Below are 26239 nucleotides of genomic sequence, written 5' to 3' on the forward strand. Positions count from 1 at the left end.
AGGGCCGCTTTGCGGCCCATCGCCGGCAAGCCGGCTCCCACAGGTACAGCGCAGACCTCAAGAGCTGCGCGGTCCCTGTGAATGCTAACGCTTCTTGCCCCCGAGCAATGACCCCATCAACCCCCGCACCAGCTGGCGCCCCAACTGGTTGGCCGCCTGACGCACCGCCGACTTGATCGCCTGCCCCGCCGCGCTCTGCAAGAAATCCCCGGCCTTGTCGACCAGGCTGTCATCATCCGCCTTGGGCGCCGGCACGGGCTCTACCGGCTCGCCTTTGCGCCGGGCCAGCATTTCGTACGCCGACTCCCGGTCAATAGGCTTGTCATAGCGCCCCGCCAACGGTGACCCTGCTATCAGCGCACTACGCTCGGCCACACCCAACGGCCCGATTCGCGATTGCGGCGGCGCAATCAGCACCCGCTGAACCATCGCCGGAGTGCCCCTTTCTTCAAGCGTACCCACCAGAGCCTCGCCAATCCCCAGCTCGGTCAGCACTGCCAGAGTGTCGAATGCCGGGTTCGGGCGAAAGCCGTCTGCCACGGCCCGCAGCGATTTCTGCTCCTTGGCGGTAAAGGCCCGCAGCCCATGCTGGATGCGCAACCCCAGTTGGGCCAGCACGCTGTCGGGCAGATCGCCCGGCGACTGGGTGACAAAGAACACCCCCACGCCCTTGGAGCGAATCAGCCGAACCACCTGTTCCAAGCGATCCTGCAGGGCTTTCGGGGTGCCGTTGAACAGTAGATGCGCTTCATCGAAAAACAGCGCAAGTACCGGCTTGTCGGCATCGCCTCGCTCCGGCAACTGCTCGAACAGCTCGGCCAGCAGCCACAGCAGGAAGGTGGCGTATACCTTCGGGGCCTCATGCACCAACCGGCTGGCATCGAGCAGGTGAATTCGCCCACGACCATCAGCGTCCGTGCGCAACAGGTCCTCAAGTTGCAATGCCGGCTCACCGAACAGCGCCTCGGCACCCTGTTGCTCCAGCGTTGCCAAACGCCGCAACAATGCCTGGGTCGAGGCCGTGGTCATCAGCGCACTGTCTTCGCCCAGCAACTGGGGATTGTCTTTAAGGTGGGCCAGCAGCGCCTTGAGGTCCTTGAGGTCGAGCAGCAGCAACCCGTCACGGTCAGCCACCTTGAATGCGGCATATAACGCAGCCTGCTGGCTGTCGGTCAGCTCAAGCAGATTGCCGAGCAACAGGGGCCCCATCTCACTGAGGGTGGTGCGCAGCGGGTGGCCGGACTGCCCGGCGATATCCCACAGGCTCAGCGGGTAGGCCTGCGCCTTGTAACCCAGCCAAGGCATGCCGGCAATGCGCTCGGCCACCTTGCCCTGGGGCGCACCCGCCGCACCGGCACCGCACAGGTCACCTTTGACATCGGCGGCGAACACTGCCACACCAGCATCACTGAACACCTCCGCCAGGTGTTGCAAGGTCACGGTCTTGCCGGTACCGGTGGCACCGGCAACCAGGCCATGGCGGTTAGCCAGGCGCATGGCTTGAGTCACAGGCTGGCCATCCGGGCCAGCGCCTACAACTATGGTCGAAGTTTCCGACATCTTTTTAATCCTCTGCTCAAGCTTGACCACCCACCAGCCGATAGCTCTGGATGATATTCGCCTTTGAAGACAGAACACCCCTGAAAGGACTTTCGGGATGTTGCACTGTTTTAAGCGGTACTCGTGCGAACGCCCGATAAAAACCTTAGCGGAACCGATCACGCCATGAACAAAAGCCTTCGTTTCAGCCACAAGATTCTTTTGGCCGCATCACTGATCGTGATACTCGCCTTCAGCCTGTTCACCCTCTACAACGACTATCTCCAGCGTAATGCCATCCGTGAAAACCTGGAGAATTATCTGGCTGAAATGGGCACATCCACTTCGAACAACATTCGCAACCTGTTCGAAGGCCGTATAAAACTGGTTGAAAACCTGGCGCAGAACATCGCCCAGCAACCTGCCAGCGCAGAAACGCTGATGGGCCAGAGCGCCCTGACGTCAAGCTTCCTGACCGTCTACCTGGGCAAGGTCGACGGTGGCTTCAGCGTGCGACCCGACTCGAAGATGCCTGATGGCTACGACCCACGCACCCGCCCCTGGTACAAGGATGGCATGAGCGCCCCGGGCGCCATCCTCACCGAGCCCTACATCGACATGACCACCAACCAGATGGTCATCGGCATCCTCAGCAAAGTGTCCGCGGGTGTCGGCGTGGTCGGTGGCGACCTGGCCCTGGACGGCCTGGTGCAGATCATCAACTCGCTGAATTTCGGCGGCATGGGCTATGCCTTCCTGGTCAACGACCAAGGCAAGATTCTGGTGCACCCGGACAAGGCACTGGTCATGAAATCGCTGTCGGACCTGTTCTCGCAGCACACGCCGAAACTGACCGGCGAGCTCACCGAAATCGAGGCCGATGGCCAGACCCGCCTGCTGACCTTCACCCCGATCAAGGGCCTGCCATCGGCCAACTGGTACATCGGCCTGTCGGTGGACAAGGACAAAGCCTTTGCCATGCTCAGCAACTTCCGTACGTCGGCCGTGATCGCCACGGCGGTGGCGGTCGTGATCATCATTGGCTTGCTGGGCCTGCTGATCCGCGTGCTGATGCAACCCTTGCTCACCATGACCCGCGCCATGGAAGACATCGCCGAAGGTGAAGGCGACCTGACCAAACGCCTGAAAATCCACAACCATGATGAGTTCGGCATCCTCGGCACCGCCTTCAACCGCTTCGTCGAGCGCATCCACGGCTCGATCCGCGAGGTGTCCTCGGCCACCGAGCAGGTCAACGAAGTGGCCCTGCGCGTGATCAGCGCCTCCAACTCGTCGATGACCAACTCGGACGAGCAGTCCAACCGCACCAACAGCGTTGCCGCGGCCATCAACGAACTGGGCGCCGCCGCCCAGGAAATCGCCGGCAATGCCGCCCAGGCCTCGCAACATGCAAGCTCTGCACGCCTGCTGGCCGAAGAGGGCCAGCAAGTCGTGACGCGCAATATCGAGGCGATGAATCGCCTGTCGGACCTGATCGTCACCTCCAGCGCGCACATCGAAACGCTCAACAGCAAGACGGTGAACATCGGCCAGATCCTTGAGGTGATCACCAGTATTTCCCAACAGACCAACCTGCTGGCGCTGAACGCCGCCATCGAAGCCGCACGGGCTGGAGAAGCCGGGCGTGGTTTTGCCGTGGTCGCCGACGAAGTACGCAACCTGGCGCACCGTACCCAGGAGTCGGCGCAACAGGTACAGGCGATGATCGAGGAGCTGCAGGTCGGTGCCCGCGAGTCGGTCGATACCATGGGCCAGAGCCAGCGCCACAGCCAGGACAGCATGGCGATCGCCAACCAGGCCGGTGAGCGCCTGGACAGCGTCACCGTGCGCATCGGTGAAATCGACGGCATGAACCAGTCGGTGGCCACTGCAACCGAGGAGCAGACAGCCGTGGTCGACTCGATCAACATGGACATCAATGAGATCAACATGCTCAACCAGGAAGGGGTCGAGAACCTGCAGGCCACCCTGCGGGCGTGCTCGGACCTGGAGCAGCAGGCCTCCCGCCTCAAGCACCTGGTAGGCAGCTTCCGCATCTAGCGCCAAGCGGCAAGCTGCAAGTAAAAGCGGATTTGGCGCCGCCTCTTGCTTGCAGCTTGCAGCTTGCAGCTCCCACCCAACCCAACCGAACAAACTATCCTTCAGGTAGGTCAACCTTAGGCGCGTCATCCCCGGCCTGTTACAGCCCGATGACGGACCAAAAGTCGATCCCGGAGGGATGCTGATCGTGCACATCGCTGACATCACCATGTTCTACGCCCCGGCCAGCGGCGGCGTACGCACTTATCTTGATGCCAAACACCACCGTCTCGACGCCATTGACGGCGTACGCCACAGCCTGTTGATTCCCGGAGCCAGCGCTCGCCAGGAAGACGGCATCTATCAAGTTCCGGCTCCGCCCCTGCCCTTCGGCAAAGGCTACCGCTTCCCAGTGCGGCTGGCCCCCTGGTGCAATGTGCTGCGCGGCCTCAAGCCCGACCTCATCGAGGTGGGTGACCCCTACCTGACCGCCTGGGCGGCCCTCGAGGCCCGGCGTCAGCTGGATGTACCCGTGATCGGTTTCTATCACTCCGACTTGCCGCTGCTGGTCAGCAACCGCATGGGCAACTGGTTCATGCCAAATGTAGAAGCCTATGTCAGCAAGCTGTACGGCAATTTCGACCGAGTGCTGGCGCCCAGCCAGGTGATGGCCGACAAGCTTCGCCGCCTGGGTGTGCGCGATGTCCATGTGCAGCGCCTGGGCGTCGATCTGGCCACGTTCAACCCGCAACACCGTGACCCGCAACTGCGCGCCGAACTGGGCATACCCGATACCAGTCGCCTGCTGGTCTTCGCTGGCCGTGGCTCGCGGGAAAAAAACCTGCCCGTACTGCTCGATTGCATACAGCGCCTTGGCCGCCCTTACCACCTGTTGCTGGTGGGCTCGAACATGCCAGCCAACGTCCCTGACAACGTCAGCGTGATCAATCGATTCTGCGCGCCGCAGGACGTCGCCAGGCTGGTGGCCAGCGCCGACCTGCTGGTGCATGCCGGCGACCAGGAAACCTTCGGCCTGGTCATCCTTGAAGCAATGGCCAGCGCCACTCCCGTGGTGGCCGTGCACGCCGGGGCCTTCGGCGAGATCGTCAATGAGCAGTGCGGGCGCCTGTGCCGGGCAAACGATGGGCAGGCCATGGCCACTGCAGTGCGTGAGGTGTTCGAAGCCGGCGTGCGCAAGCTCGGGGCCCAGGCCCGCAGCCACGTTGAGCAACATTATTCGTGGGACAATGTCGTCGCCGGCCTGCTGCAGCACTATCAAGCGGTGCTTGGCCATCAACCACAGGTACGCGCCCATGCTTGAGGCCAGCACCGCGCCGGGCAGCCTGATGCTCGTGCTGCACGATATCGCGCCTGAGACCTGGCCGGACTACCAGCCCTTCGTTCAGGCGGTCGACGAAATGGGCCATGTGCCCATGACCTGGCTGGTAGTGCCGAACTTCCATCACCGCAACCCGCTGGCAGGCTCCCCAGCATTCTGCCGCCTGCTCGAAAGGCGCCTGGCGCGTGGCGATGAACTGGCGTTGCATGGCTTGTATCACGCCGACGATGGGCCATCGCCAAGCAGCCTGCGTGAGTACTTCATGCGCCGCCTGTACACCCATGAGGGTGAATTCTATGCCTTGAACCAGGCGCAGGCCATGCGACGCCTGGAGGCCGGCCTTGAAGTCTTCGCCCGGCAAGGCTGGCCCGTCGCAGGCTTCGTCGCCCCGGCCTGGCTGATGAGCCAAGGCACCCGCCAGGCCCTGAGCCAACTGCCGTTGCGCTACACCAGCACACCACAGCACCTGTATCGCTTGCCGGACTTCACTGCGTTCAATGCCCCCGGCCTGGTCTGGAGTGCCCGCAGCGCCTGGCGCCGCAGCGTGTCGCGAGTGGTCTGTGACTGGCAATGCAGGCGCTGGCGCAACGCGCAAACCCTGCGCCTTGGGCTGCATCCGGTGGACATGCGCCACCGCTCCTCACGAGATTACTGGCTGCGAACGCTGGACAAGCTGCTGATGCAAGGCCGCGCCCCCCTGACCAAGTCGGCCTGGCTACAGCGCCAGGCAAACGGATGAACCGTCTGGGCTGGCTGGCCATGGCTTTGGTGACGGCCATGGTGATACCGGCCCTGCTGGGGGGAAGCGAACTGCTGCCCCGGCTCAAGGCCTTCGACCCCGGCTTGATGCTGACCCTGCTGGGCATGATCCTGCTGTGCTGGGTGATCAATGCCGTGCGGCTGCGCCTGCTGCTTGGCCAGCAGGGAGCAAAGCTTGGGCACGTACGCAGCCTCGGCGTGGTGATGGCCACCGAATTCGCCATTTGCACCACCCCAGGCGGCAGTGGTGGGCCGCTGACACTCATGGCGCTGCTGGCCCGCGACCGTATCGGCCCGGCACGCAGCGGCGCGGTGTTTGCCATGGACCAGTTGAACGACCTGCTGTTCTTCTTCTGTGCCATGTTGGCAATAGCCGGTTACGCACTGTTCCACAGCCTTGGCCGCAGCCAGCAGAGCATGTTGCTGGGCAGCGCGCTGTTGCTGTGCTCGGCACTGGCGGCAATAGTGGCGCTGCTACGTTACCGACGGACGGTGATGCGCCTCAACGGGCGGCTTTTGCAGCGCATGGGGATGGCGCCGGCGCGCAAACGGCGCTGGGCACGCAAGCTGTTGCATTTCATCGATGCCTTGGCGCAGATCTGGCAGCTTCCCAAAAGCACGTTGGTGCTTGTGTTCACCCTCACCTGCGCGCACTGGAGCCTGCGCTACAGCGTGCTGTACCTGGTGTTGCAAGGCTTGGGCGTGGAGTTGTCGTGGATCCCGAGTTTTCTGGTGCAGATGCTCTCGCTCAGTGCCGGGCAATTCAGCCTGCTGCCGGGCGGAGCCGGGGCCGCCGAGCTGACATCGGCAAGCCTGTTGACGCCTCTGGTGGGCAGCTCCACCGCTGCCGCAGCGATCCTGATCTGGCGTGCGGTCACTTACTATTTTTACCTGCTGGCCGGGGGGCCGGTGTTCGTCTGCCTGCTGGCGCGCCCCCTACTGGAGCGCTGGCGGCGTCAGGCGGGTTGAGCTGGCGCCAGAGCTCGGCGGCACCGGGAAAATCGGTGCCGTCCTGTTCGCTCAGGGCATCGGGGTCATAGCGGGCAAGGCAGCCTTCACCGAGGGTGGGCGGTGCTGATGCGGTGGGTTTGTTGCGTGAGCTTGTCATGTTGCATCCCCTGCATAGCTGGGGCTGCGTTGCAGCCCCAAAGCCCGTATCAGTCGAACACGACAGTCTTGTTGCCGTGCACCAGCACGCGGTCTTCCAAGTGATAGCGCAGGCCACGGGCAAGCACCATCTTCTCGACGTCGCGGCCGAAGCGGACCATGTCCTCGATGCTGTCGGCATGGCTCACACGTACCACGTCCTGCTCGATGATCGGGCCTGCGTCCAGCTCTTCAGTCACGTAGTGGCAAGTAGCACCGATCAGCTTCACCCCACGCAGGGCGGCCTGGTGGTAAGGCTTGGCACCGACGAACGACGGCAGGAAGCTGTGGTGGATGTTGATGACTTTTTCGGCGTAATCCTGGCACAACTGCGGTGGCAGGATTTGCATGTAACGCGCCAGCACCACCACATCGGCCGCATGTTCCTGAACCAGGCGCGACACTTCAGCAAACGCAGGCGCCTTGTCTTTCGGGTCGACCGGTACATGGAAGAACGGGATGCCGTGCCACTCGACCATGCTGCGCAGGTCGTTGTGGTTGGAAATCACGCAGGGGATCTCGCAATCCAGTTCATCGGTGTGCCAGCGGTGCAACAGGTCAGCCAGGCAGTGGGATTCGCGGCTCGCCATCAGCACCACGCGCTTTTTCTGAGCCGAGTCAGTAATGCGCCAGGCCATGGAAAACTCTTCGGCGATCGGCGAGAAGGCTTCACGGAAGGCCTCGATACCAAATGGCAGCGATTCGGCGCGGATTTCATGGCGCATGAAGAACCAGCCACTCTGCTCATCGGAGTGGTGGCTCGCTTCGTTGATCCAGCCATTGTACAAAGCCAGGAAATTACTGACTTTCGCCACGATACCAACACGGTCGGGGCAAGCGATCACCAGACGATAGGTGCGCATGAATAAGACTCCAGAACTTCGCAAAGGCGCTCATTCTAGCGGCCCGCCCGGAAAAACGCAGTAATCATTGCACCCCACCGCCGCCCGCCCCCTCGCTTACACGCAAGCTGCGGCACGCTGCAACAGCGAGGGTGAAACATGACGAATTACGGGGCCTTATGTAAATATTTTTTTAACCTTGAGATATTTTGTCACAGCGACATAAACAGTTGAGGAACTGATTAATAGGTTTACTTGAGAGTTTCGCCTGTCTATTATTGCTCCACACATTTCCGAACACGCATTAAGGAACACTCCATGTCCCTGATCAACGAATACCGCGCCACCGAAGAAGCCATCAAGGAACTTCAGGCCCGCCTGGCCAACCTGTCGCAGGATGACAAGCTGAAAAAAGAACTGGAGTTCGAAGGCAAACTGCGCACCCTGATGGGCGAATACTCCAAATCGCTGCGCGACGTCATTGCCCTGCTCGACCCGGAGTCGAAACTGAGCAAAGGGCCACGTGGCGCCGTCAAGACCACCGCCACCAAACGTGCGCGCAAGGTCAAGCAATACAAAAACCCGCACAATGGTGAAGTGATCGAAACCAAAGGCGGCAACCACAAAACCCTGAAAGAGTGGAAAGCCAAATGGGGTGGCGATGTGGTTGAAAGCTGGGCGACCCTGCTGGACTGATTGTCCGCTCGATCGCTGTACTGCTAAAAACAAAAACGCCGGCACGATGCCGGCGTTTTTGTTTGCTTGTATAAAACCACTCAAACACTGATGGCAAACTGCTCCGCCAGTTGTCGGGCATGCGCCTGCCAGGCATCCAGCACCTGACGCCCGGCCTCGTCCGCGTTGGCCCAGGCGCTTTGGCGCGCCTGCTCGAAGTCACCCAGCGTGTTGGGTGCACCCCAATGCGGATCGCTCAGCCGCTGCTGGCAGAAACCATACCAGCGTTGCCGCTCTTCGCTATTCAAGGTTTCCGGGAAGTTGCGCGCCCGATACCGGAACAACAACTCAGGCATGCGCGGGTCATCGAACATCCAGTGGCCTTGCCCCAACTGTGCAGGGTCCAGCGTTCTTACTTGTTCGCACAGCCGGCGGTCGCGGTCGCCGAGAAACCCTTCATACAATTGCTGTTCCGGATCGTCACTCGGAACAAAGTCGTCCTTGCCGTAAATGTGTTCCAGCTTGTGTTGCCAAGCATTCTGTTGATTGGCCAACTCTTCAGCGCGTGATTGCACGAGCGCCAAATCGATACCGAGCCGTTGCTGATCGGGCGCGCGCAATACCGAGAGCGGCGCCACTACCGGGCAGCGATTGATCTGCACCAACTTCAGCGGTATGGGTAATTGCCCGTCAGACAATTCCTCACGACGCGTGTACAAGCGTTCACGAAGCACCTCGGCACTTTCCCTTAATAAGGGTAGGGTTTCCTGTTGCAGGTCGCACACAATCAGCGCGTTGCGATTACGTGGGTGCCAGGCCAAAGGCAAGACCACCCCCAGATAATTGCGCGCCGCCGAGAACCGCCCCGATATATGCACCAACGGCTGCAGCAGACGGATTTGCTCCATCACTTTGTGCTTGCTGCGCAACTGGAACAGCCACTCATACAACTTGGGTTGCTTGTGCCGGATCAGACGCGCCAGTGCGATGGTGGCCCGCACGTCGGAAAGTGCCTCGTGTGCATGCCCATGCTCGATGCCATTGGCCTTGCTGAGCAGTTCAAGACGCAGGCTGGTGCGCCCGTCCTGTTGCGGCCAGACGATGCCTTCAGGGCGAAGGGCATAAGCAGTGCGTACCACATCGATCAAGTCCCAGCGGCTATTGCCGCCCTGCCACTCCCGGGCATAGGGGTCGAAGAAGTTGCGGTACAGGCTGTAGCGGGTAACCTCGTCGTCGAAGCGCAAGGTGTTGTAACCGGCGCCACAGGTCCCCGGGAGGGCCAGTTGCGCGTGCACCCGCGTCATGAACTCGGCTTCGCACAGGCCTTGGCTGGCCAGTTGCTGGGGGGTGATACCCGTCACCAGGCAGGCCGCCGGGTGCGGCAGGATATCGTCGCTGGGGCGGCAATAAAGACTGATCGGCTCGTCGATCTCATTGAGCTCGAAGTCGGTGCGCACTCCGGCCACCTGCAACGGCCTGTCGCAGCGCGGGTTGATACCGGTGGTTTCGTAGTCGTGCCAGAAAATGCTAGAGGTCACGGGGACGTCCTGATCAAAGGTCGCCCCGATTCTAGCGGACATGGCCTCAGACGGAAGCGTTGGCCGGGTGGAAACTGAAATAGTCGCGCAACGAGCGCACGAATTCGTCGTATTCGCGTGGTGCCTGCAGCAGCATGAAGCCCGAATCGTAATGGCCAGGCGTCTGGTCCTCACGGCACCACAGGCAACTGGCGGTCAGGTTGATGAACTGAAAGCCACCACCGGGCAGCGGCAGGCGCAACTGCAACTCGAAATCCGGCCCCACCAGCACCGGTAACTGGCTGATCAACATCAAGCCATCTTCCGAGGCATTGCCCAGCTGCCCGATCGGCTGATCGGTAAAGCGGTTGAAGACCCTCAGTACACAAGGTAACTGATGGCGTTCGATATGACGCTGATTGAACATGGTCACAATTGCAGTCCGTACCCGATGCCAGGAATACGAGGTACTGGCGGTTGTTGTAACAACTGAGTTACAGGTTAACGCAGCGCACGCGGCAAATCCCGTGAAATAAACGATACCTTGGTGTTAACGCCAAGGAGAGGTATTCACCGGGCTGGCCATCGCACCCTCGCCAGCGCGGTAGTGGCCCAGCTTCTCCAGAGTCTGCAGTCGCGCCTTGGCCCGGTAGGCATACTCGTTGCGCGGATACTGCTGGATCAGGTATTCGTAGGTTTGTGCTGCGTCCACGAAAAGCTTCTGGCGCTCCAGGCACTGACCCCGCAGCAACGACACTTCCGGATGGATGAACGGCCGCGCGCGGCTGGTACGATCGACCTGTGACAGCTCGAGCATGACCCGCTGGCAATCGCCTCGGTCGTACGCACGATAGGCGTTGTTCAGATGGTGGTCCATGGACCAGCGGGTACAGCCGACGGCGCTGGCCGCCAGGGCAAAAACGATCAGGGCTCGCATGGGGATCTCCTTTAATAAAGAGTATATCGGCGTGCCGGTATATTTCTTCAACTTGCAACTTGCAGCTTGCAGCTGCCCTATCGTACCCGCCTGCAGGTAGTGCAACGGAACAATGACTACAGGGCGATTCAGGAGTAGCCTTTCGCTGCGCTTCACTATAGGAGTCTGTGCATGACCATCCGCCGTACCAAAATCGTCGCCACCCTCGGCCCCGCCAGCAATTCGCCGCAAGTGATCGAACAACTGATCCTCGCTGGCCTGGACGTGGCACGCCTGAACTTTTCCCACGGCACCCCGGACGAGCACAAGGCGCGCGCCCGCCTGATCCGTGAAATCGCTGCCAAGAACGGCCGCCATGTCGCATTGCTGGGCGACCTGCAGGGTCCGAAGATCCGCATCGCCAAGTTCAGCAACAAGCGCATCGAACTGAAGATCGGTGACAAGTTCACCTTCTCCACCGCCCACCCGCTGACCGAAGGCAACCAGGACATCGTCGGTATCGACTATCCCGACCTGGTCAAGGACTGCGGCGTTGGTGACGAACTGCTGCTCGACGACGGCCGTGTGGTCATGCGCGTCGAGACCGCTACCGCAGATGCACTGCACTGCGTGGTGATCATCGGTGGCCCGCTGTCGGACCACAAAGGCATCAACCGCAAAGGTGGCGGCCTGACCGCGCCGGCCCTGACCGAAAAAGACAAGGCCGACATCAAGCTGGCCGCGGAAATGGACCTGGACTACCTGGCCGTGTCCTTCCCGCGTGACGCCAGCGACATGGAATATGCCCGCAAGCTGCGCGACGAGTCCGGCGGCAGCGCCTGGCTGGTGGCCAAGATCGAGCGTGCCGAAGCCGTTGCCGACGACGAAACCCTCGACAAGCTGATCGCCGCCTCCGATGCCGTGATGGTTGCCCGTGGCGACCTGGGCGTGGAAATCGGCGACGCCGAGCTGATCGCCATCCAGAAGAAGATCATCCAGCACGCACGCCGCAACAACAAGGCGGTGATCGTGGCGACCCAGATGATGGAGTCGATGATCCAGAACCCGATGCCGACCCGCGCCGAAGTGTCCGACGTGGCCAACGCCGTGCTGGACAACACCGATGCGGTGATGCTGTCGGCCGAAAGCGCCGCCGGTTCCTACCCGATCGAAGCGGTACAGGCCATGGCGCGCATCTGCCTGGGCGCTGAAAAGCACCCGACCAGCCAGAAGTCCAGCCACCGCCTGCACACCACCTTCGAGCGCTGCGACGAAAGCATCGCCCTGGCGGCCATGTACACCGCCAACCACTTCCCCGGCGTCAAGGCGATCATCGCCCTCACCGAGAGTGGCTACACCCCGCTGATCATGTCGCGCCTGCGCTCGCACGTGCCGATCTACGCACTGTCGCCGCACCGCGCTACCCAGGCGCGCGCGTCGATGTTCCGCGGCGTCTACCCGATCGCGTTCGACCCGGCTTCGCTGCCGGCCGACAAGGTCAGCCAGGCGGCGGTCGACGAACTGCTCAAGCGTGGCCTGGTGGCGCAAGGTGACTGGGTGATCCTGACCAAGGGCGACAGCTACCACACCATCGGTGGTACCAACGGCATGAAGATCCTGCATGTCGGTGATCCGCTGGTCGGCTGATCTGCCTCAACCGGCGCCGCTCTGCGGCGCCGGTTCAATCACTGCACACCGTCTTCAGGCATGCTCGACGAACACATCGGCAAATACCTGATTCCTCGGTACCCCGGCAATGAACAGCCGCCGCGCGAACCGCTCCACACTTCCCGGCGAGCCACACACCAGCGCAATGGTCTGCCGCGATGATGGCCGCAATGTCGCCAGCGCTGCATCCAGCTGATCCGCCAGTACCCGCTCGACACTCACGCCTTCGATCTGCATCAACGGCTCAGCCAGGTAATGCCCGGCGTCATCATGCGCCACATGCATCACCCTGATCTCCCCCCGATGCCCCTGCCGCACCGCCTCGCGCAAGATGCCCCACAATGGCGCAAGCCCGGTACCTGCTGCCAGCAACCATAGCGCCCGCCCCTGCCAGTCCAGGTCGTAATGCAGCGCCCCACCGCGCAGTTCCCCCAGGCGCAGCGTATCGCCAACTTGCAAACCACGGGCCTTGTCGCAAAAGGCGCCCGGGCGCTGGCAGTCGATATGGAACTCAAGGAAGTCGTCTTCGCCCGGCAGGCTTGCCAATGAATAGGGCCGGGCCACCGCACCGTTCCACAGCACCACATGCTGACCGGCCTGATAACGCAATGCCCGCTCCGGCCGCAGGCGCAAGCGCAGCACATCACCGAACCAGTCCAGCGCACAGACCTGTGCAGGGATGCCGTCCTGCAGGGGGTCGAACACCGCTACGCGCAGGTCGTCAATCACCCGGCACTGGCATGCCAACCGCCAGCCCTGTGCGTGTTTTTCCAGCGCCAGGGCCTCGGGCCGTGCATCGGCGGGTTGCCCGTCCAGGCAATGCACCAGGCAGGCGTGACAGCTACCTGCACGGCAGCTGTAAGGCACATTCAGCCCCGCGTCGTTCAGGGCATCGAGCAGATTGCTGCCGGTGGGCACCGTCCAGCGGCGCTCGCCCACACAGAGTTCAGGCATGGTCATCACTTCTCCGGCTATACATCGCCACTCTAAGGCAAGCCGGCATCGGCAGCAAAAAGGATGCCCGTCGCCTGCAGACCATGGTCCAGACCACACGCAGGTGTTTCGCAGGCACAGGCGCGCTATACTGCCGCGCCTTTTTGCGTCGGCCTGACCTGTCGACGCCTTGCCAGGCGTTTCGACACGCAGGTGTGCAGTGTCGGAAGGCCTTTACGAATGTTCCCGTCTTTAAGAGGAGCGCGCTGCATGACCGTGATCAAGCAAGACGACCTGATTCAGAGCGTCGCCGACGCCCTGCAATTCATTTCGTACTACCACCCCGTCGATTTCATCCAGGCGATGCACGAGGCCTACCTGCGTGAAGAGTCGCCTGCCGCGCGCGACTCCATCGCCCAGATCCTGATCAACTCGCGCATGTGCGCCACCGGCCACCGGCCGATCTGCCAGGATACCGGTATCGTCACCGTATTCGTGCGCGTCGGCATGGACGTGCGCTGGGACGGCGCCACCCTGAGCGTCGACGACATGATCAACGAAGGTGTGCGCCGCGCCTACAACCTGCCTGAAAACGTTCTGCGCGCTTCGATCCTGGCCGACCCGGCCGGTGCCCGCAAGAACACCAAGGACAACACTCCAGCCGTCATCCACTACTCGATCGTCCCTGGCGACAAGGTCGAAGTCGATGTGGCAGCCAAAGGCGGCGGCTCGGAAAACAAGTCGAAGATGGCCATGCTCAACCCGTCCGACTCGATCGTCGACTGGGTCCTGAAGACCGTCCCGACCATGGGTGCCGGCTGGTGCCCGCCTGGCATGCTCGGTATCGGCATCGGCGGTACCGCCGAAAAAGCCGCAGTCATGGCCAAGGAAGTGTTGATGGAGTCCATCGACATCCATGAACTCAAAGCCCGTGGCCCGCAGAACCGCCTCGAAGAGATCCGCCTGGAGCTGTTCGAGAAGGTCAACCAGCTGGGCATCGGCGCCCAGGGCCTGGGTGGCCTGACCACCGTGCTCGATGTCAAGATCATGGACTACCCGACCCACGCCGCATCCCTGCCGGTGTGCATGATCCCCAACTGCGCCGCCACCCGTCACGCGCACTTCGTGCTCGACGGCTCCGGCCCGGCCGAGCTGGAAGCCCCGTCGCTGGACGCCTACCCGGAAATCGTCTGGGAAGCCGGCCCGAGCGCCCGCCGCGTCAACCTCGACGACATCACCCCGGAAGAAGTGGCCAGCTGGAAGCCGGGCGAGACCATCCTGCTCAACGGCAAGATGCTCACCGGCCGCGATGCCGCGCACAAGCGCATGGTCGAGATGCTCAACCGTGGCGAAGCGCTGCCGGTTGACCTCAAAGGCCGCTTCATCTACTACGTCGGCCCGGTCGACCCGGTCGGTGACGAAGTGGTAGGCCCGGCTGGCCCGACCACCGCCACCCGGATGGACAAGTTCACCCGCCAGATCCTTGAACAGACCGGCCTGCTGGGCATGATCGGCAAGTCCGAGCGTGGCCCGACCGCCATCGAAGCGATCAAGGACAACAAGGCCGTTTACCTGATGGCCGTCGGCGGCGCTGCCTACCTGGTGGCCCAGGCGATTCGCAAGTCCAAGGTTTTGGCCTTCGCCGAACTGGGCATGGAAGCGATCTACGAGTTCGAAGTCAAAGACATGCCAGTCACCGTCGCGGTGGACAGCAACGGTGAGTCGGTGCACATCACCGGCCCTGCGCTGTGGCAGAGCAAGATCGCCGAAAGCCTGGCGGTAGAAGTCAAGTAAGCGGTATCGGGGCTGCTTTGCAGCCCCAATCGTTCATGCACCCCTATGGTTCACTGGCAGCCCGCCACGCGGATCATATGGGTAGTTCCTTGAGCCAGAATGACATGATCTTGTTGCTGCTTTCCTGTTCGCCCAAATCGCGCCAAGCGTAATGAGTGCGCAGGGACGGGTCATGCAGGAAGCCCCGGTTTCGCCAGAAACCGTGCAATGGCTTGTAGTTGGCAGGCCGTCTGGGGTGCATGCCAGGGCGCTCGACGGTGCAGAATGCGCAGTAGTCGAATTCGGCCAGCTTGTGCGCGTAGGACTCACGCTCGATGAAGAAGCGCACACCCAGGCCTTGGCCACGGTATTCGGGCAGCACCAGCGATTCGCCGAAATAGTACACGCTGGCAGGGTCGCGCCCCTGCGCCAGGAACGGCTGCTGAAACTTGGGCGCAACGTCCACCAGTGGCAGGCCGGTCGAGGCGCCAACCACACGCCCATCGTCCAGGGCCAGCACTACCAGGCTGCGGCCGGAGCGGGCATAGGCTGCCATGTGCTCGGTCTCAAACTCTACTGTGCCGTCATACAGATAGGGGAACTCGCGCAACACAGTCAGGCGCAGGCGAGCGAGGTCATCGATGTAAGGCGCGATAGCGGCACCGTGCAACAGGCGTATTTCCATGCTTGGCGGTCGTTCTGTCGAGGTGGGTGACGCGCTCGGCTAAGCCGGGCTTGAGGGGAAACCCTAACATCCGTACCAATGCCCCACCTTTTCCCCACACGACAGGAACTGTTCCAGGACCGCTACCGAACGGGTAAATGCCCACTACGCAGCTTTCAATGCCGGTGCACCCCAGCATGCCTTGACTCGCTCAGCTGATACGCGTCCCCAGCACCTTGAGGAAGGCCGCAAGCCATGCCGGGTGCGCCGGCCACGCAGGAGCCGTCACCAGGTTGCCATCTACGTGAGCCTGGTCCACGGCGATGTCGATGAACTTCCCCCCTGCCAGACGTACCTCCGGCGCACACGCCGGATACGCACTGCACTCACGCCCTTCCAGCACGCCAGCCGCCGCCAGCAACTGCGCACCATGGCAAACCGCCGCAATCGGCTTGCCGGCCTGATCAAAAGCCTTTACCAGCGCCAGCACACGCTCATCCAGGCGCAAGTACTCCGGAGCTCGGCCACCTGGGATCAGCAAGGCGTCGTAGCTTTCGGCACGGACCTGGACGAAATCATGGTTCAGGGCAAAGTTGTGGCCTGGCTTCTCGCTGTAGGTCTGCTCGCCTTCAAAATCGTGGATCGCCGTGCGCACCGTCTGGCCCGCGATTTTTTCCGGGCACACCGCATGCACCGTGTGGCCCACCATGCTCAAGGCCTGGAAAGGCACCATCGCCTCGTAGTCCTCGACGTAGTCGCCCACCAGCATGAGAATCTTCTTCGCAGTCATCGCATCCACTCCTTCGGTAGTTTGGGGAACAACCACTGCACGATAGTCTGCTTCAGTCGCGACGGTCGAGCAGGTTGACCACAAGGCGGTCGAGCCAGCCCCACACCCGCTGCTTCACGCGGCGCCACAACGGCCGGGCGTGCCAGTGGTCAAGATCGACCTCGTCACTCAGGCTGAAGTCGCGCTCGAAGCTGGCGACCACGGCGGCCGTCAGCGGCGGGTCCAATGCCTCGACGTTGGCCTCCAGGTTGAAGCGCAGGTTCCAGTGATCGAAGTTGCACGAGCCGACGCTGACCCAATCATCCACCAGCGCCATCTTCAGGTGCAGGAAGCACGGCTGGTATTCGTAGATACGTACCCCCGCGCGTAATAAACGAGGGTAGTAACGATGACCGGCGTAGCGTACCGAGGGGTGATCGGTCCGCGGGCCGGTGAGCAGCAGGCGCACATCGACACCCTTGCCTGCCGCCCGGCGCAGCGAGCGGCGCACGCTCCAGGTAGGCAAAAAGTAAGGTGTGGCCAGCCAGACCCGCTGTTTACCGCTGTTGAGCGCACGCACCAGCGAATGCAGGATGTCACGGTGCTGGCGGGCGTCGGCATAGGCCACCCGGCCCATGCCCTGGCCCTGCACCGGCACCTTGGGCAGGCGCGGCAGGCCGAAGCCTTCAGCGGGGCGCCAGGCCGTACGGCGGTTGTTGGCCTGCCACTGGCGGTTGAACAGTAGCTGCCAATCGCTGACCACCGGGCCGCGCATCTGCACCATCACCTCATGCCACTCGCTGGTCGCTTCACCCGGCGTCCAGAACTCATCGGTGACACCGGTACCACCGACCACCGCCAAGCGCTCGTCAACCAGCAGCAACTTGCGATGGTCGCGATACAGGTTGCGCAGGCCGCGGCGCCAGCGCAGGCGGTTGTACCAGCGCAGGTACACACCGGCATCCAGCAGGCGTTGGCGCAAAGCAGCATTGAAAGCCAGCGAGCCGTAGTCGTCGAACAGGCAACGCACGCGTACACCGCGCCGGGCCGCCTGCTCCAGTGCCTGGACCACCGCCTCGGCGCAGGCACCAGCCTCGACCAGGTACAGCTCAAGATCGACCTGGGCTTGAGCACCCTCGATCGCCTGGAGCATGCGTGGAAAGAATTCGGGGCCGTCGATCAGCAGTTCGAACTGGTTGCCATCGCGCCAGGGAAAGACCGGCCCCGGCATGTCAGCGGGCGTTGAAAATCAGCACCGCATTGACCGGTACCGTCGGGTTGATGGATTTGAGCTTGGCGAACTTGCGCAAGGTTTCCAGGCCGGGCAGCAGGCCGAAGTCGTGGGCGTGCAGTATCAACGGTTCGAGGGTCACCACCTGAAAGCGCCGCGCATCGAGGCGGGTTGCCAGCAACAAGGCGTTGTAGCTGTGCGACTGGCCATGCAGCGTAACGGTCAGTGGCAGGCGCAATTCGACCTGCGCGCCGTCGGCCAGGTCGTTTATCGGCCGCAGGTCGAGTTGGGCCTTGACCGTCGCTTCGGCAAAGCGGCCGACCTCGAACAGGTCGTCGCGCATGCGCTCGTCCCGTAGCGGGATACCACTGCTCACCGAGTCCATCTCGATACGCAGCCCGGCTGCGCCCTTGCGGTCGACGGTGCCATGCAGTACCAGAAAACGATGGACCTCGGCCGTATCACCGTCCTTGCCGGTGACGAATGAAAGGCGTGAGGATTCACCATCGAGGTGCCAATTGGCGTGGGCGGGCAGGCACAGAGCCAGCAACAGTGCGGGTAGAAGACGGGGCAGCTTGAACATGACAGATCTCGTGAAACCAGACCGCCAACCTTACCCGGCCGTCTTCATGGCAGCAAGCGGCAGCCAGCCTGCGCCCCCTGCCATGCCGCCTGATTGCGCTGGCCCAGGCCCGCTGCGACAACCAGACGCTGCTGGCTGTCCTCCTCCAGCATGCTCAACGGCAACCACTGCGCGACATAACCCCGGCAATACGCGGGGTCCAAGCCCATGACAAAACGGCAGGAGCAATATTCCTTGGCCGAATAAGCCGAAAGAATACCGGGGAAATCCGCCAATGCCTGGCGTTCCAGCCAGGCCCAGCCCAACAAGGCAACCATCACCAGCCCCAGCAGGCGCTTCATGCACCCTCCTTGGCCAGCGCTGCCAGCACACGCTTGAGCAGTTCGTTATGGTGGTAACTACCATCACGGTCGTCGGCATAGCGGACGATGACCAGCTTGTGGGTCGGCAGTATGTAAAGGGCCTGGCCCCAGTGGCCGAGGGCGGCATAGGTGTCTGCCGGCGCGTCAGGCCACGGTGAAGCACTGCCCGGCAGTGGCTGGTTGAGCCACCAGTGGCCACCCGGGTTGGCTTCGCCGGGCAGCGGTGTAGCCTGGCTGAACAGGGTTCGATTGAAAGCAACCCAGCTTGCCGGCAGCAACTGACGGCCACCCCAGCGTCCTTCACGCTGCATCAACAGGCCGATGCGCGCCAGGTCGCGGGCACTGAGGTAGAGGTAGGAAGAGCCAACGAAGGTGCCACTGCCATCGCGTTCCCAAACGGCGCTGTGAATGCCCAGCGGGGTGAACAGCGCCTCCCAGGGGTAGTCAGGGTAAGCACTGCCCTTGAGCATGCCGCGCAATGCGGCGGCCAGGACATTGCTGTCGCCACTCGAATAAATGAATCGCTGCCCGGGCTTTTCGGCGACGGGCCTTGAAGCGGTATAAGCCGCCATGTCATGGCGCCCGCGCGTGTAGAGCATGGCCACTACCGAGGATTTCAGCGGTGCGTATTCGTAGTCTTCCTGCCAGGCCAGGCCACTGGCCCAATGCAACAGATCGGCCAGACGCACGTCGGGGTGTGCCTGCATGGGCGGGTAAAAGCGGGCCGCAGGGTCCTGCAGTTGAAAACGCCCCTCACCTTGGGCCACGCCCAGCACTGTCGCCAGCACGCTTTTGCTCACCGACCAGGTCAGGTGGGCGGTTTTCGCGGTAGTAGGTGCGGCGTACCGTTCGTGCAGGATACGGCCGTCACGGATGATCAGCAGGGCGTCGCTGCGAATGCCGCTGCGCTTGGTGGCGTCGCGTTCAGGGAAGGCATAGCTGTCGACAGCCTGCCAGTCGATGGCCGTGATGTCGGCCTGCCAATCCGGTAGGGGCCAGTCCTCTGCCCTGGCCGAACCGACCGCCACCGCCAGGATCAAAAACCCTGCCCTCAACATAAACGCCTCTTGGGGCCGCAAGGCGACCCGGGTTTTCAACGGATCAGGCGATCCTGGCAGGCGTTCATGACAATCCGGCAGCCTCCCAAGCCTTGGCCAGGCGCTTTTCCCGAGCAGCCGTCGCCAGCGCCATCACCCCCTGATCACGCTGCCACAACTGCGCCCATTGCGCCGGCCCGGCCGACAGCGCTTTGTCGATGGCCCCTTTCAGTGCCTGAAACTGCGCAAACAAGCCCGCCAACAACAAATGGCAGCCAACACTGTCGGCGCACTGGCGGCTGGCCTCGGCACAGCCGGCCAACAAGGCAATCAGGCGCAACCGCAGCTCCTGTTGCCAGCCGCATTCCTGCGCTACGCCATACAACCAGGCAACCATCGCCGCCAGTACGTACAAATCTTCCAGCGAGCGAAACGGTTTGACGTACGCATCCCAACCATCACCTGCCAACAACTCGCAGGCAGCCTGGCGCAGTTGCAGGCGCCCGTGGCCGACCTCAGGCATCAAAGGCAGGGTCGGCAACGCCTCCAGGGTCACTCCTGGCTCACCCGGATAAACCACTCCCAGGCTCAGGCGCGGTGCTTCACCCTGCCCTTCGCTGCGCGCCGCCACCAGCAGCCATTCGGCGTCAAGCCCGGCGGTCACGAAGTCCTTGCGGCCGGTCAGGCGTAAACCCTCCAGGCGCGTCTGCATGTCCGCAGGGCGCACGCTACGCCGTTCGGTGGCGCATAACGCGCCGAGACTGGCCGGGGCGCTAGGCCACAGCATGCGCAAGGCGGCCTGGTAGCCAATGAGAAACGCCAGGCCGGGTGTGGCCATGGCGCGCCCACCCAGCACCGCCAGCTCGAACGGCGCGCACCCACCGAGGCGCTCGAGCTGCGCGGCATATGCCTCACCCAAAGTACCGGCCAGAGGCTGGCGAAAGGGATCGTTGAGTCGTTGCAACCAGGCCATCGGACGCTCCTCGCTTGTCAGGGGGTGTCACGCAAGCATCACCAAAGGTTCACAGGGGTGACACCGCGCCTACCTAGGCTGACTTTGCACAACAAAGCCGACCGGCCGCAACCCTTCATGGCTGGCTTAGGGAGACTCGCAATGACTCGGACAGCTCGCTCTGGCGACAACAGCACTGAACGCCGTCTGCAAGCCGAACGCCTGGTCGGCGCCGCGGCCCTGCAGGAAGCACAGGCCCTGCGCTACAAAGTGTTCAGCGCAGAATTCAAGGCCAGGCTCAAGGGCGCTGAACTGGGCCTGGACATGGATGACTACGACGTACATTGCCGGCACATCGGTGTACGCGACCTGAGCACCGGCGAACTGGTCGCCACCACCCGTCTGCTCGACCATCAGGCCGCCAGCAGCCTGGGGCGCTTCTACAGCGAAGAAGAATTCAGCCTGCATGGCCTGCTGCAACTGCAAGGCCCAATCCTCGAACTGGGCCGCACCTGCGTCGACCCCGGCTACCGCAACGGCGGCACCATCGCTGTGCTCTGGGGTGAGCTGGCCGAAGTGCTCAATGAAGGCCGCTACAGCTACCTGATGGGCTGCGCGAGCATCCCCATGCAGGATGGCGGGGTTCAGGCCCATGCCATCATGCAACGCCTGCGTGAGCGTTACCTGTGCAACGAACACCTGCGTGCGGAGCCAAAGAACCCGCTGCCCACCCTGGCCCTGCCGAACAACGTCATCGCCGAAATGCCGCCGCTGCTGAAGGCCTACATGCGCCTGGGTGCGAAGATCTGCGGTGAACCCTGTTGGGATGAGGACTTCCAGGTTGCCGACGTGTTCATCCTGCTCAAGCGTGATGACCTCTGCCCACGTTACGCCCGCCACTTCAAGGCAGCGGTCTGATGCCCAAACTGCGGGTGTTCGCCCGCCTCGCAAGGCTGGTGCTGGTACTGCTTTTCGGCATGCTCATGGCCAGCGTGATCGCCATCGGTGAACGCATGGGCATGAAGGCCTCCATCGAGCGCCGCCAGCGCTGGACCTGCCTGTTCATGAAACGCCTGGTCGCTGCCCTGCCCTTCGACGTGCGGGTAATCGGTGAACTGCCCAAACGGCCGATGTTGTGGGTCAGCAACCACGTGTCCTGGACCGATATCCCGCTGCTCGGCATGCTGCTGCCGCTGTCGTTTCTGTCCAAGGCCGAAGTCCGCCACTGGCCCGTGGCTGGCTGGCTGGCGGAGAAAGCCGGCACATTGTTCATCCGCCGCGGCGGCGGCGATAGCCAGCGCTTGCGTGAACAGATCAGCGCACAACTGGGCGACGCCAGGCCGCTGTTGATCTTCCCCGAGGGCACCACCACCGACGGGCGCCAGTTGCGCACCTTCCATGGGCGTTTGCTGGCAGGCGCCATCGATCAGGGTGTGGCAGTGCAGCCTGTTGCCATTGAGTACCTGCGCAACGGCGAGGCTGACCTGGTTGCGCCGTTCATCGGTGATGATGACCTCGTGTCACACCTGATGCGGCTGTTCGCCGAGCCGCGGGGTGAGGTGTGCATCCACCTGTTGCAGCCGATCAGCAGCGTGGACAAAGAACGCGCAGCGTTGGCATTTCAGGCGCAACAGGCTATCCAGATGGCGTTGTTCGGGGTTGGCGAAGTCGAGGTGGCAGCGCGCCGGCAGGCCCGTGCTGCTTGATGCCTGATTGGCAGTACACCGCTATCGGCCAGACCTCTGTGCGGCGGCAAACGTCTGCAACTGCGGATAGAACTCACGGAAATCAGCCAGCAACGGCTCGTACAACCGCTCAAGCTCCGCCATCACGCCCATCATGCCCTCAGGCCGGGACAAGCGTCGCCCAATGCCGTTGAAGACCTGCTCCAGGGTGGAAAAATCGCCATACGCCCCCAGCCAGTCATCTGCGGCCATCAAGGGCGCAATGCGCGCCAGCCGCCCTGGCAACTCGGGCTCGGCCAGCAACACGCGATAGAACGCACCGGTGAACTGCTCCAGCGGCTGTTCGGCATAGTCGCCCCAGTGTTGCGCCAGGCAATGGTCGAAGAACACATCCACAATGATCCCGGCATAGCGGCGCCGCTCCCGGGGGAACCGCGCCAGCGCCGCCAATACCAACGGGTGCTGATCGGTGTAGCTGTCGATGTGCCGATGCAGCCGAATGGCAGCCTCCAGCGTCGGCGCAAAGCGCCCCTCCAGCGAGCCTTTGACGAAATCGCCGTACAGGCTGCCAAGCAGTTGTTGCGGCGCCGGGCCGCCCAGGTGCAGGTGTGCGAGGTAATTCATGGGCGCAGTTTAGCACTGCGCATCCGTATATCGTTATAACGCGATATAACGATTCGCGCTCAGCTCAGAACCACTTCATATTTCTATATCGCGAAATACCGATTTATATTTCGTCATATCGCGATATACCGCTACACCACGAGCCCCACACCATGCCTCTCGATCTCGACGACATAATAAAAGCCCTGGCCCACCCGGTCCGGCGAGAAATCCTCAACTGGCTGAAAGACCCGGCAGCGCACTTTCCCGCCCAGCACCACAGCACCGAGCACGGTGTCTGTGCCGGCCAGATCGATCAACGCTGCGGCCTGTCGCAGTCGACCGTTTCTGCCCACCTGGCAACGTTGCAGCGCGCAGGCCTGATCAGCAGCCAGAAGATCGGCCAGTGGCATTTTTTCAAACGCGACGAAGCCACCATCCAGGCGTTCCTCGAACAACTGCGCCAAGCGCTTTGACAAGGTAGGTAACCCGTTATGACCACGCTTTTCGATCCGATCACACTGGGCGATGTGCAACTGCCCAACCGCATCATCATGGCGCCGCTCACCCGCTGCCGCGCCGACGAAGGCCGGGTGCCCAACGCGCTGATGGCCGAGTACTACGTGCAGCGCGCCAGCGCCGGGCTGATCCTCAGTGAAGCGACCTCGGTCTCTGCCATGGGCGTCGGCTACCCTGATACGCCAGGCATCTGGAACGACCAGCAGGTACGCGGCTGGAACAACGTGACCAAGGCCGTGCACGGCGCGGGCGGTCGTATATTCCTGCAGTTGTGGCATGTTGGCCGCATTTCCCACCCCAGCTATTTGAACGGTGAACTGCCGGTGGCTCCCAGCGCCATCCAGCCCAAGGGCCATGTCAGCCTGGTGCGCCCGATCACCGAATACCCGACCCCACGGGCCTTGGAAAGCGAAGAAATCGCCGACATCGTCGAGGCTTACCGCAGTGGCGCAGAGAACGCCAAGGCTGCCGGTTTCGATGGCGTGGAAATCCACGGTGCCAACGGCTATCTGCTCGACCAGTTCCTGCAGAGCAGCACCAACCAGCGCACCGACCGCTACGGTGGTTCACTGGAAAACCGTGCCCGCCTGCTGCTGGAGGTGACAGACGCCGCCATCGGCGTGTGGGGCGCAGGCCGTGTCGGCGTGCACCTTGCGCCGCGCGCAGACTCCCATGACATGGGTGATGCCGACCGCGCCGAGACCTTCACTTATGTAGCGCGGGAACTGGGCAAGCGGGGTATCGCCTTCATCTGCTCTCGGGAGAAAGAAGCCGATGACAGTATCGGCCCGCTGATCAAAGCAGCGTTTGGTGGCCCTTACATCGTCAACGAGCGGTTCGACAAGGCCAGTGCCAATGCCGCGTTGGCCAGTGGCAAGGCGGATGCGGTGGCATTTGGCGTGCCGTTCATTGCCAACCCGGACCTGCCGGCACGGCTGGCAGCCGATGCGCCGCTGAACCAGGCGCACCCGGAAACCTTCTATGCAAAAGGGCCGGTGGGGTACATCGATTACCCGCGGCTGTAAGTAAGATCGCCGGGGCCGCTTTGCGGCCCTTCGCGACACAAGGCCGCCCCGACAGTCGACCGCTCAATTTCGTGTAGGAGCGGCCTTGTGTCGCGAAAGGAGGGCGAAGCCCTCCCCTAAGGCCCTAAGGCCGAGCATTGATCTGCTGCTGCAGGTTCTGAATCTGGCTCTGCAAGGTGTTGAAGTTACGCGTGGTCTGCCCACGAAACGCATCGAACTCCTGCACCGAAGCGCCACTTGCTGGCGCCGCAGCCGGGCGATTGTCCACCTGGCTCTTCAATACCAGCACGTCCTGCTCCAGGCTCTCGATCGCCGCTTTCGGGTTGCCCTGCTTCTTCAGTGCGGCCACCTCCTCGCTAAGGCTCTTGAGCTGCCCATCGAGCTTGCCGCCATCCACCTGGCCTGACTTCAACGCCGCCAGCTCGGCATTCACCGCCTTCAACTGCGCCTGTAACTGGGTTTGCAGCTCAGTTACCGCCTTTTGCTGCTCGCGGGTATCGGCCAGCACCTGCTCCAGACGCTTGCCCAGGTCACCCGTCTGCCCGGCCACCCCCTGCTGTTGCTTGCCCTGCTCGGCCAGGCTGGCCTGCAGTTGGCGGATCTGCAGCTTGAGCGCCTCACTGCCGGTGCTGGTAGAGCTCTCGGTGGCAGCGACCTTGCCACTGATCGCCTGCAAGCGCCCCGCCGCTTCCTCGCTGATGCGCGCAAAGCTTTCCTGAGTGGCCACCAGTTGCTGCTCCATCAGCGAGATCTGCTGAAAGCTCCACCAGCCGAGCCCGGCCAGCGCGATGAACGAAGCCCCCAGCAACGCCCACAGTGGGCCGGTACTGGCGGGCCTGGTGGCCTTCTGGCGGTTGCGCGACACACGCGCCGGCAACAGTTCGTCGTCATCCGGGGTGCCGGCACGCAGGGTTGGCACATCATCAAAATCGTCGTGGGCATCGTTACGCATGGATAGTTTCAACCGCGGTAGTAGCAAAGAGACATGAGTATAAACCGCTCACGCGGCGCACTGATGACCATCATCCTGGCGCCTGGTTCACTGGCCAAGGGGCTGGTGCTTCCACCACGCGCAAAATTCATCCAGCGCCGTCCACAGGCTGACCTTGGGCTGATAGTCCAGGTACTGCCGGGCGCGGCTGATATCCAGGGTGAAATCGCGGCTCATCACTTGCATCCCCAGGCGCGTGAGGGTGGGCTGGGGTCGCCCGGGCCAGAGCATGCAAGCGGCCTCGTTCAGCGCCGCCATGCTGTAGGCCAGGCCGTAGGCGCGATAACGGGTCACCTGGGGCAACTGCATCTGGCGCATCACGTAATTGACCACATCCCACAATGGCAACGGTTGACCATTACTGATGTTGTAGGCCTGCCCTAACGCGCGATCATCGGCGAACAGCGCGCCAAGCAGTGCCTCATTGAGATTGTGCACGCTGGTGAAATCGACTTTGTTCAGGCCGTTGCCGATGATCGCCACACGGCCCTTGCGCTGCATCTGCATCAGCCGCGGGAAAATACTGGCATCACCGGCTCCGGTTACAAAGCGCGGGCGCAGGGCCAGAACTTCGAGCCCGAACTCCTGGGCGCCGAAAACCTTTTGTTCAGCAAGGTATTTGGTCTGCGCGTAATGATGGTGAAAGCGGCGCGGCACCTGGTCTTCGCGGA

The 26239-nt window shown here is 62.6% G+C and carries 28 protein-coding genes and 1 pseudogene; 12 read left to right on the forward strand and 17 right to left on the reverse strand.

Going from position 1 to position 26239, the window contains the following annotated elements:
- Positions 1-84 precede the first annotated feature (84 nt).
- Positions 85-1560, reverse strand: a complete 1476-nt coding sequence (locus BLX42_RS21060) for a helicase HerA-like domain-containing protein (RefSeq protein ID WP_161872538.1) — start codon at positions 1558-1560, stop codon at positions 85-87.
- Positions 1561-1869: 309 nt separating this feature from the next.
- Between BLX42_RS21060 and BLX42_RS27285 the strand changes: the two are divergent.
- The 5 genes and pseudogenes from BLX42_RS27285 to BLX42_RS21080 form a co-directional block, all read left to right on the forward strand.
- Positions 1870-2742: pseudogene (locus tag BLX42_RS27285) on the forward strand (cache domain-containing protein); the annotation flags it as partial.
- 93 nt (positions 2743-2835) lie between these two features.
- Positions 2836-3600, forward strand: a complete 765-nt coding sequence (locus BLX42_RS27290; RefSeq protein ID WP_371316836.1) for a methyl-accepting chemotaxis protein — start codon at positions 2836-2838, stop codon at positions 3598-3600.
- A 178-nt stretch (positions 3601-3778) separates the two neighbouring features.
- Positions 3779-4900 carry a glycosyltransferase family 1 protein gene (locus BLX42_RS21070; protein WP_046784903.1) on the forward strand — a complete coding sequence of 374 codons (1122 nt, stop codon included), beginning with the start codon at positions 3779-3781 and terminating at the stop codon, positions 4898-4900.
- Positions 4893-5657 carry a DUF2334 domain-containing protein gene (locus tag BLX42_RS21075; RefSeq protein WP_161872540.1) on the forward strand — a complete coding sequence of 255 codons (765 nt, stop codon included), beginning with the start codon at positions 4893-4895 and terminating at the stop codon, positions 5655-5657. The genes BLX42_RS21070 and BLX42_RS21075 overlap by 8 nt, the downstream gene beginning before the upstream one ends.
- Positions 5654-6646 carry a lysylphosphatidylglycerol synthase transmembrane domain-containing protein gene (locus BLX42_RS21080; RefSeq protein WP_161872541.1) on the forward strand — a complete coding sequence of 331 codons (993 nt, stop codon included), beginning with the start codon at positions 5654-5656 and terminating at the stop codon, positions 6644-6646. The genes BLX42_RS21075 and BLX42_RS21080 overlap by 4 nt, the downstream gene beginning before the upstream one ends.
- Here the strand turns inward: BLX42_RS21080 and BLX42_RS26975 are convergent.
- A complete protein-coding gene (locus BLX42_RS26975; protein WP_168216569.1) occupies positions 6552-6785 on the reverse strand; it encodes a hypothetical protein in 234 nt (77 codons plus the stop codon). The two genes, BLX42_RS21080 and BLX42_RS26975, sit on opposite strands and share 95 nt — an antisense overlap.
- Positions 6786-6834: 49 nt before the next feature.
- The gene (gene purU / locus BLX42_RS21085; protein WP_012312928.1) at positions 6835-7686 is read right to left on the reverse strand and encodes a formyltetrahydrofolate deformylase; all 852 of its coding nucleotides are present in this window, start codon (positions 7684-7686) and stop codon (positions 6835-6837) included.
- A 297-nt stretch (positions 7687-7983) separates the two neighbouring features.
- On the opposite strand from purU, the gene mvaT reads away from it, so the two are divergent.
- Positions 7984-8361 (forward strand): histone-like nucleoid-structuring protein MvaT, encoded by a 378-nt coding sequence (mvaT, locus tag BLX42_RS21090; protein ID WP_012312927.1) that lies wholly within the window; start codon positions 7984-7986, stop codon positions 8359-8361.
- Positions 8362-8441: 80 nt separating this feature from the next.
- On the opposite strand, the gene sbcB is transcribed toward mvaT, so the two are convergent.
- From sbcB to BLX42_RS21105, 3 genes are all read right to left on the reverse strand, one after another.
- The gene (sbcB, locus tag BLX42_RS21095) at positions 8442-9878 is read right to left on the reverse strand and encodes an exodeoxyribonuclease I (RefSeq protein ID WP_115273665.1); all 1437 of its coding nucleotides are present in this window, start codon (positions 9876-9878) and stop codon (positions 8442-8444) included.
- Positions 9879-9924: 46 nt separating this feature from the next.
- Positions 9925-10284 (reverse strand): PilZ domain-containing protein, encoded by a 360-nt coding sequence (locus BLX42_RS21100; RefSeq protein WP_046784962.1) that lies wholly within the window; start codon positions 10282-10284, stop codon positions 9925-9927.
- Positions 10285-10407: 123 nt separating this feature from the next.
- Positions 10408-10794 carry a hypothetical protein gene (locus tag BLX42_RS21105; protein WP_046784899.1) on the reverse strand — a complete coding sequence of 129 codons (387 nt, stop codon included), beginning with the start codon at positions 10792-10794 and terminating at the stop codon, positions 10408-10410.
- Positions 10795-10965: 171 nt separating this feature from the next.
- On the opposite strand from BLX42_RS21105, the gene pyk reads away from it, so the two are divergent.
- Entirely contained in the window at positions 10966-12420 is a 1455-nt protein-coding gene (pyk, locus tag BLX42_RS21110) for a pyruvate kinase (protein ID WP_039604343.1), read from the forward strand.
- Positions 12421-12474: 54 nt separating this feature from the next.
- Here pyk and BLX42_RS21115 read toward each other — a convergent pair whose 3' ends face one another.
- Positions 12475-13395: an iron-sulfur-binding ferredoxin reductase gene (locus BLX42_RS21115; RefSeq protein WP_161872546.1), complete on the reverse strand. Its 921-nt coding sequence runs from the start codon at positions 13393-13395 to the stop codon at positions 12475-12477.
- 249 nt (positions 13396-13644) lie between these two features.
- Between BLX42_RS21115 and BLX42_RS21120 the strand changes: the two genes are divergently transcribed.
- The gene (locus BLX42_RS21120; RefSeq protein ID WP_016488901.1) at positions 13645-15168 is read left to right on the forward strand and encodes a fumarate hydratase; all 1524 of its coding nucleotides are present in this window, start codon (positions 13645-13647) and stop codon (positions 15166-15168) included.
- Between the two features lie 73 nt (positions 15169-15241).
- Here BLX42_RS21120 and BLX42_RS21125 read toward each other — a convergent pair whose 3' ends face one another.
- The 7 genes from BLX42_RS21125 to BLX42_RS21155 form a co-directional block, all read right to left on the reverse strand.
- Positions 15242-15832 carry a GNAT family N-acetyltransferase gene (locus BLX42_RS21125; RefSeq protein WP_161872542.1) on the reverse strand — a complete coding sequence of 197 codons (591 nt, stop codon included), beginning with the start codon at positions 15830-15832 and terminating at the stop codon, positions 15242-15244.
- 190 nt (positions 15833-16022) lie between these two features.
- Positions 16023-16601 (reverse strand): DJ-1/PfpI family protein, encoded by a 579-nt coding sequence (locus BLX42_RS21130; RefSeq protein WP_012312917.1) that lies wholly within the window; start codon positions 16599-16601, stop codon positions 16023-16025.
- 52 nt (positions 16602-16653) lie between these two features.
- Entirely contained in the window at positions 16654-17811 is a 1158-nt protein-coding gene (locus tag BLX42_RS21135) for a phosphatidylserine/phosphatidylglycerophosphate/cardiolipin synthase family protein (protein WP_119688332.1), read from the reverse strand.
- Between the two features lies 1 nt (position 17812).
- The gene (locus BLX42_RS21140) at positions 17813-18394 is read right to left on the reverse strand and encodes a YceI family protein (protein ID WP_046784896.1); all 582 of its coding nucleotides are present in this window, start codon (positions 18392-18394) and stop codon (positions 17813-17815) included.
- 44 nt (positions 18395-18438) lie between these two features.
- The gene (locus BLX42_RS21145; protein WP_046784895.1) at positions 18439-18735 is read right to left on the reverse strand and encodes a hypothetical protein; all 297 of its coding nucleotides are present in this window, start codon (positions 18733-18735) and stop codon (positions 18439-18441) included.
- Positions 18732-19814, reverse strand: coding sequence for a serine hydrolase (locus BLX42_RS21150; RefSeq protein ID WP_161872543.1), 1083 nt, complete (start codon positions 19812-19814; stop codon positions 18732-18734). The genes BLX42_RS21145 and BLX42_RS21150 overlap by 4 nt, the downstream gene beginning before the upstream one ends.
- 64 nt (positions 19815-19878) lie before the next feature.
- On the reverse strand, positions 19879-20766 hold the full coding sequence (locus tag BLX42_RS21155) for an acyl-CoA dehydrogenase (protein ID WP_161872544.1): 888 nt from the start codon (positions 20764-20766) through the stop codon (positions 19879-19881).
- 141 nt (positions 20767-20907) lie between these two features.
- Here BLX42_RS21155 and olsB point away from each other — a divergent pair, with 141 nt between their 5' ends.
- Together olsB and BLX42_RS21165 are read left to right on the forward strand one after the other, a co-directional pair.
- Positions 20908-21663, forward strand: a complete 756-nt coding sequence (gene olsB / locus BLX42_RS21160; RefSeq protein ID WP_046784892.1) for an L-ornithine N(alpha)-acyltransferase — start codon at positions 20908-20910, stop codon at positions 21661-21663.
- Positions 21663-22451, forward strand: a complete 789-nt coding sequence (locus tag BLX42_RS21165; RefSeq protein WP_046784891.1) for a lysophospholipid acyltransferase family protein — start codon at positions 21663-21665, stop codon at positions 22449-22451. The genes olsB and BLX42_RS21165 overlap by 1 nt, the downstream gene beginning before the upstream one ends.
- A gap of 21 nt (positions 22452-22472) precedes the next feature.
- On the opposite strand, the gene BLX42_RS21170 is transcribed toward BLX42_RS21165, so the two are convergent.
- Positions 22473-23054, reverse strand: a complete 582-nt coding sequence (locus BLX42_RS21170) for an ACP phosphodiesterase (protein ID WP_115273660.1) — start codon at positions 23052-23054, stop codon at positions 22473-22475.
- Positions 23055-23206: 152 nt separating this feature from the next.
- Here BLX42_RS21170 and BLX42_RS21175 point away from each other — a divergent pair, with 152 nt between their 5' ends.
- Positions 23207-23509 (forward strand): helix-turn-helix transcriptional regulator, encoded by a 303-nt coding sequence (locus BLX42_RS21175; RefSeq protein ID WP_046784889.1) that lies wholly within the window; start codon positions 23207-23209, stop codon positions 23507-23509.
- Positions 23510-23527: 18 nt separating this feature from the next.
- Positions 23528-24577 carry an alkene reductase gene (locus BLX42_RS21180; RefSeq protein WP_046784888.1) on the forward strand — a complete coding sequence of 350 codons (1050 nt, stop codon included), beginning with the start codon at positions 23528-23530 and terminating at the stop codon, positions 24575-24577.
- Between the two features lie 124 nt (positions 24578-24701).
- On the opposite strand, the gene BLX42_RS21185 is transcribed toward BLX42_RS21180, so the two are convergent.
- Both BLX42_RS21185 and BLX42_RS21190 read right to left on the reverse strand, forming a co-directional pair.
- Positions 24702-25529 (reverse strand): ATPase, encoded by an 828-nt coding sequence (locus BLX42_RS21185; RefSeq protein WP_046784887.1) that lies wholly within the window; start codon positions 25527-25529, stop codon positions 24702-24704.
- A gap of 87 nt (positions 25530-25616) precedes the next feature.
- The coding region (locus BLX42_RS21190; RefSeq protein ID WP_161872545.1) for an NAD(P)-dependent oxidoreductase at positions 25617-26239 on the reverse strand (623 nt) is incomplete at its 5' end.

The organism is Pseudomonas sp. SG-MS2, assembly GCF_009933855.1.
GTDB lineage: Bacteria > Pseudomonadota > Gammaproteobacteria > Pseudomonadales > Pseudomonadaceae > Aquipseudomonas > Aquipseudomonas putida_E.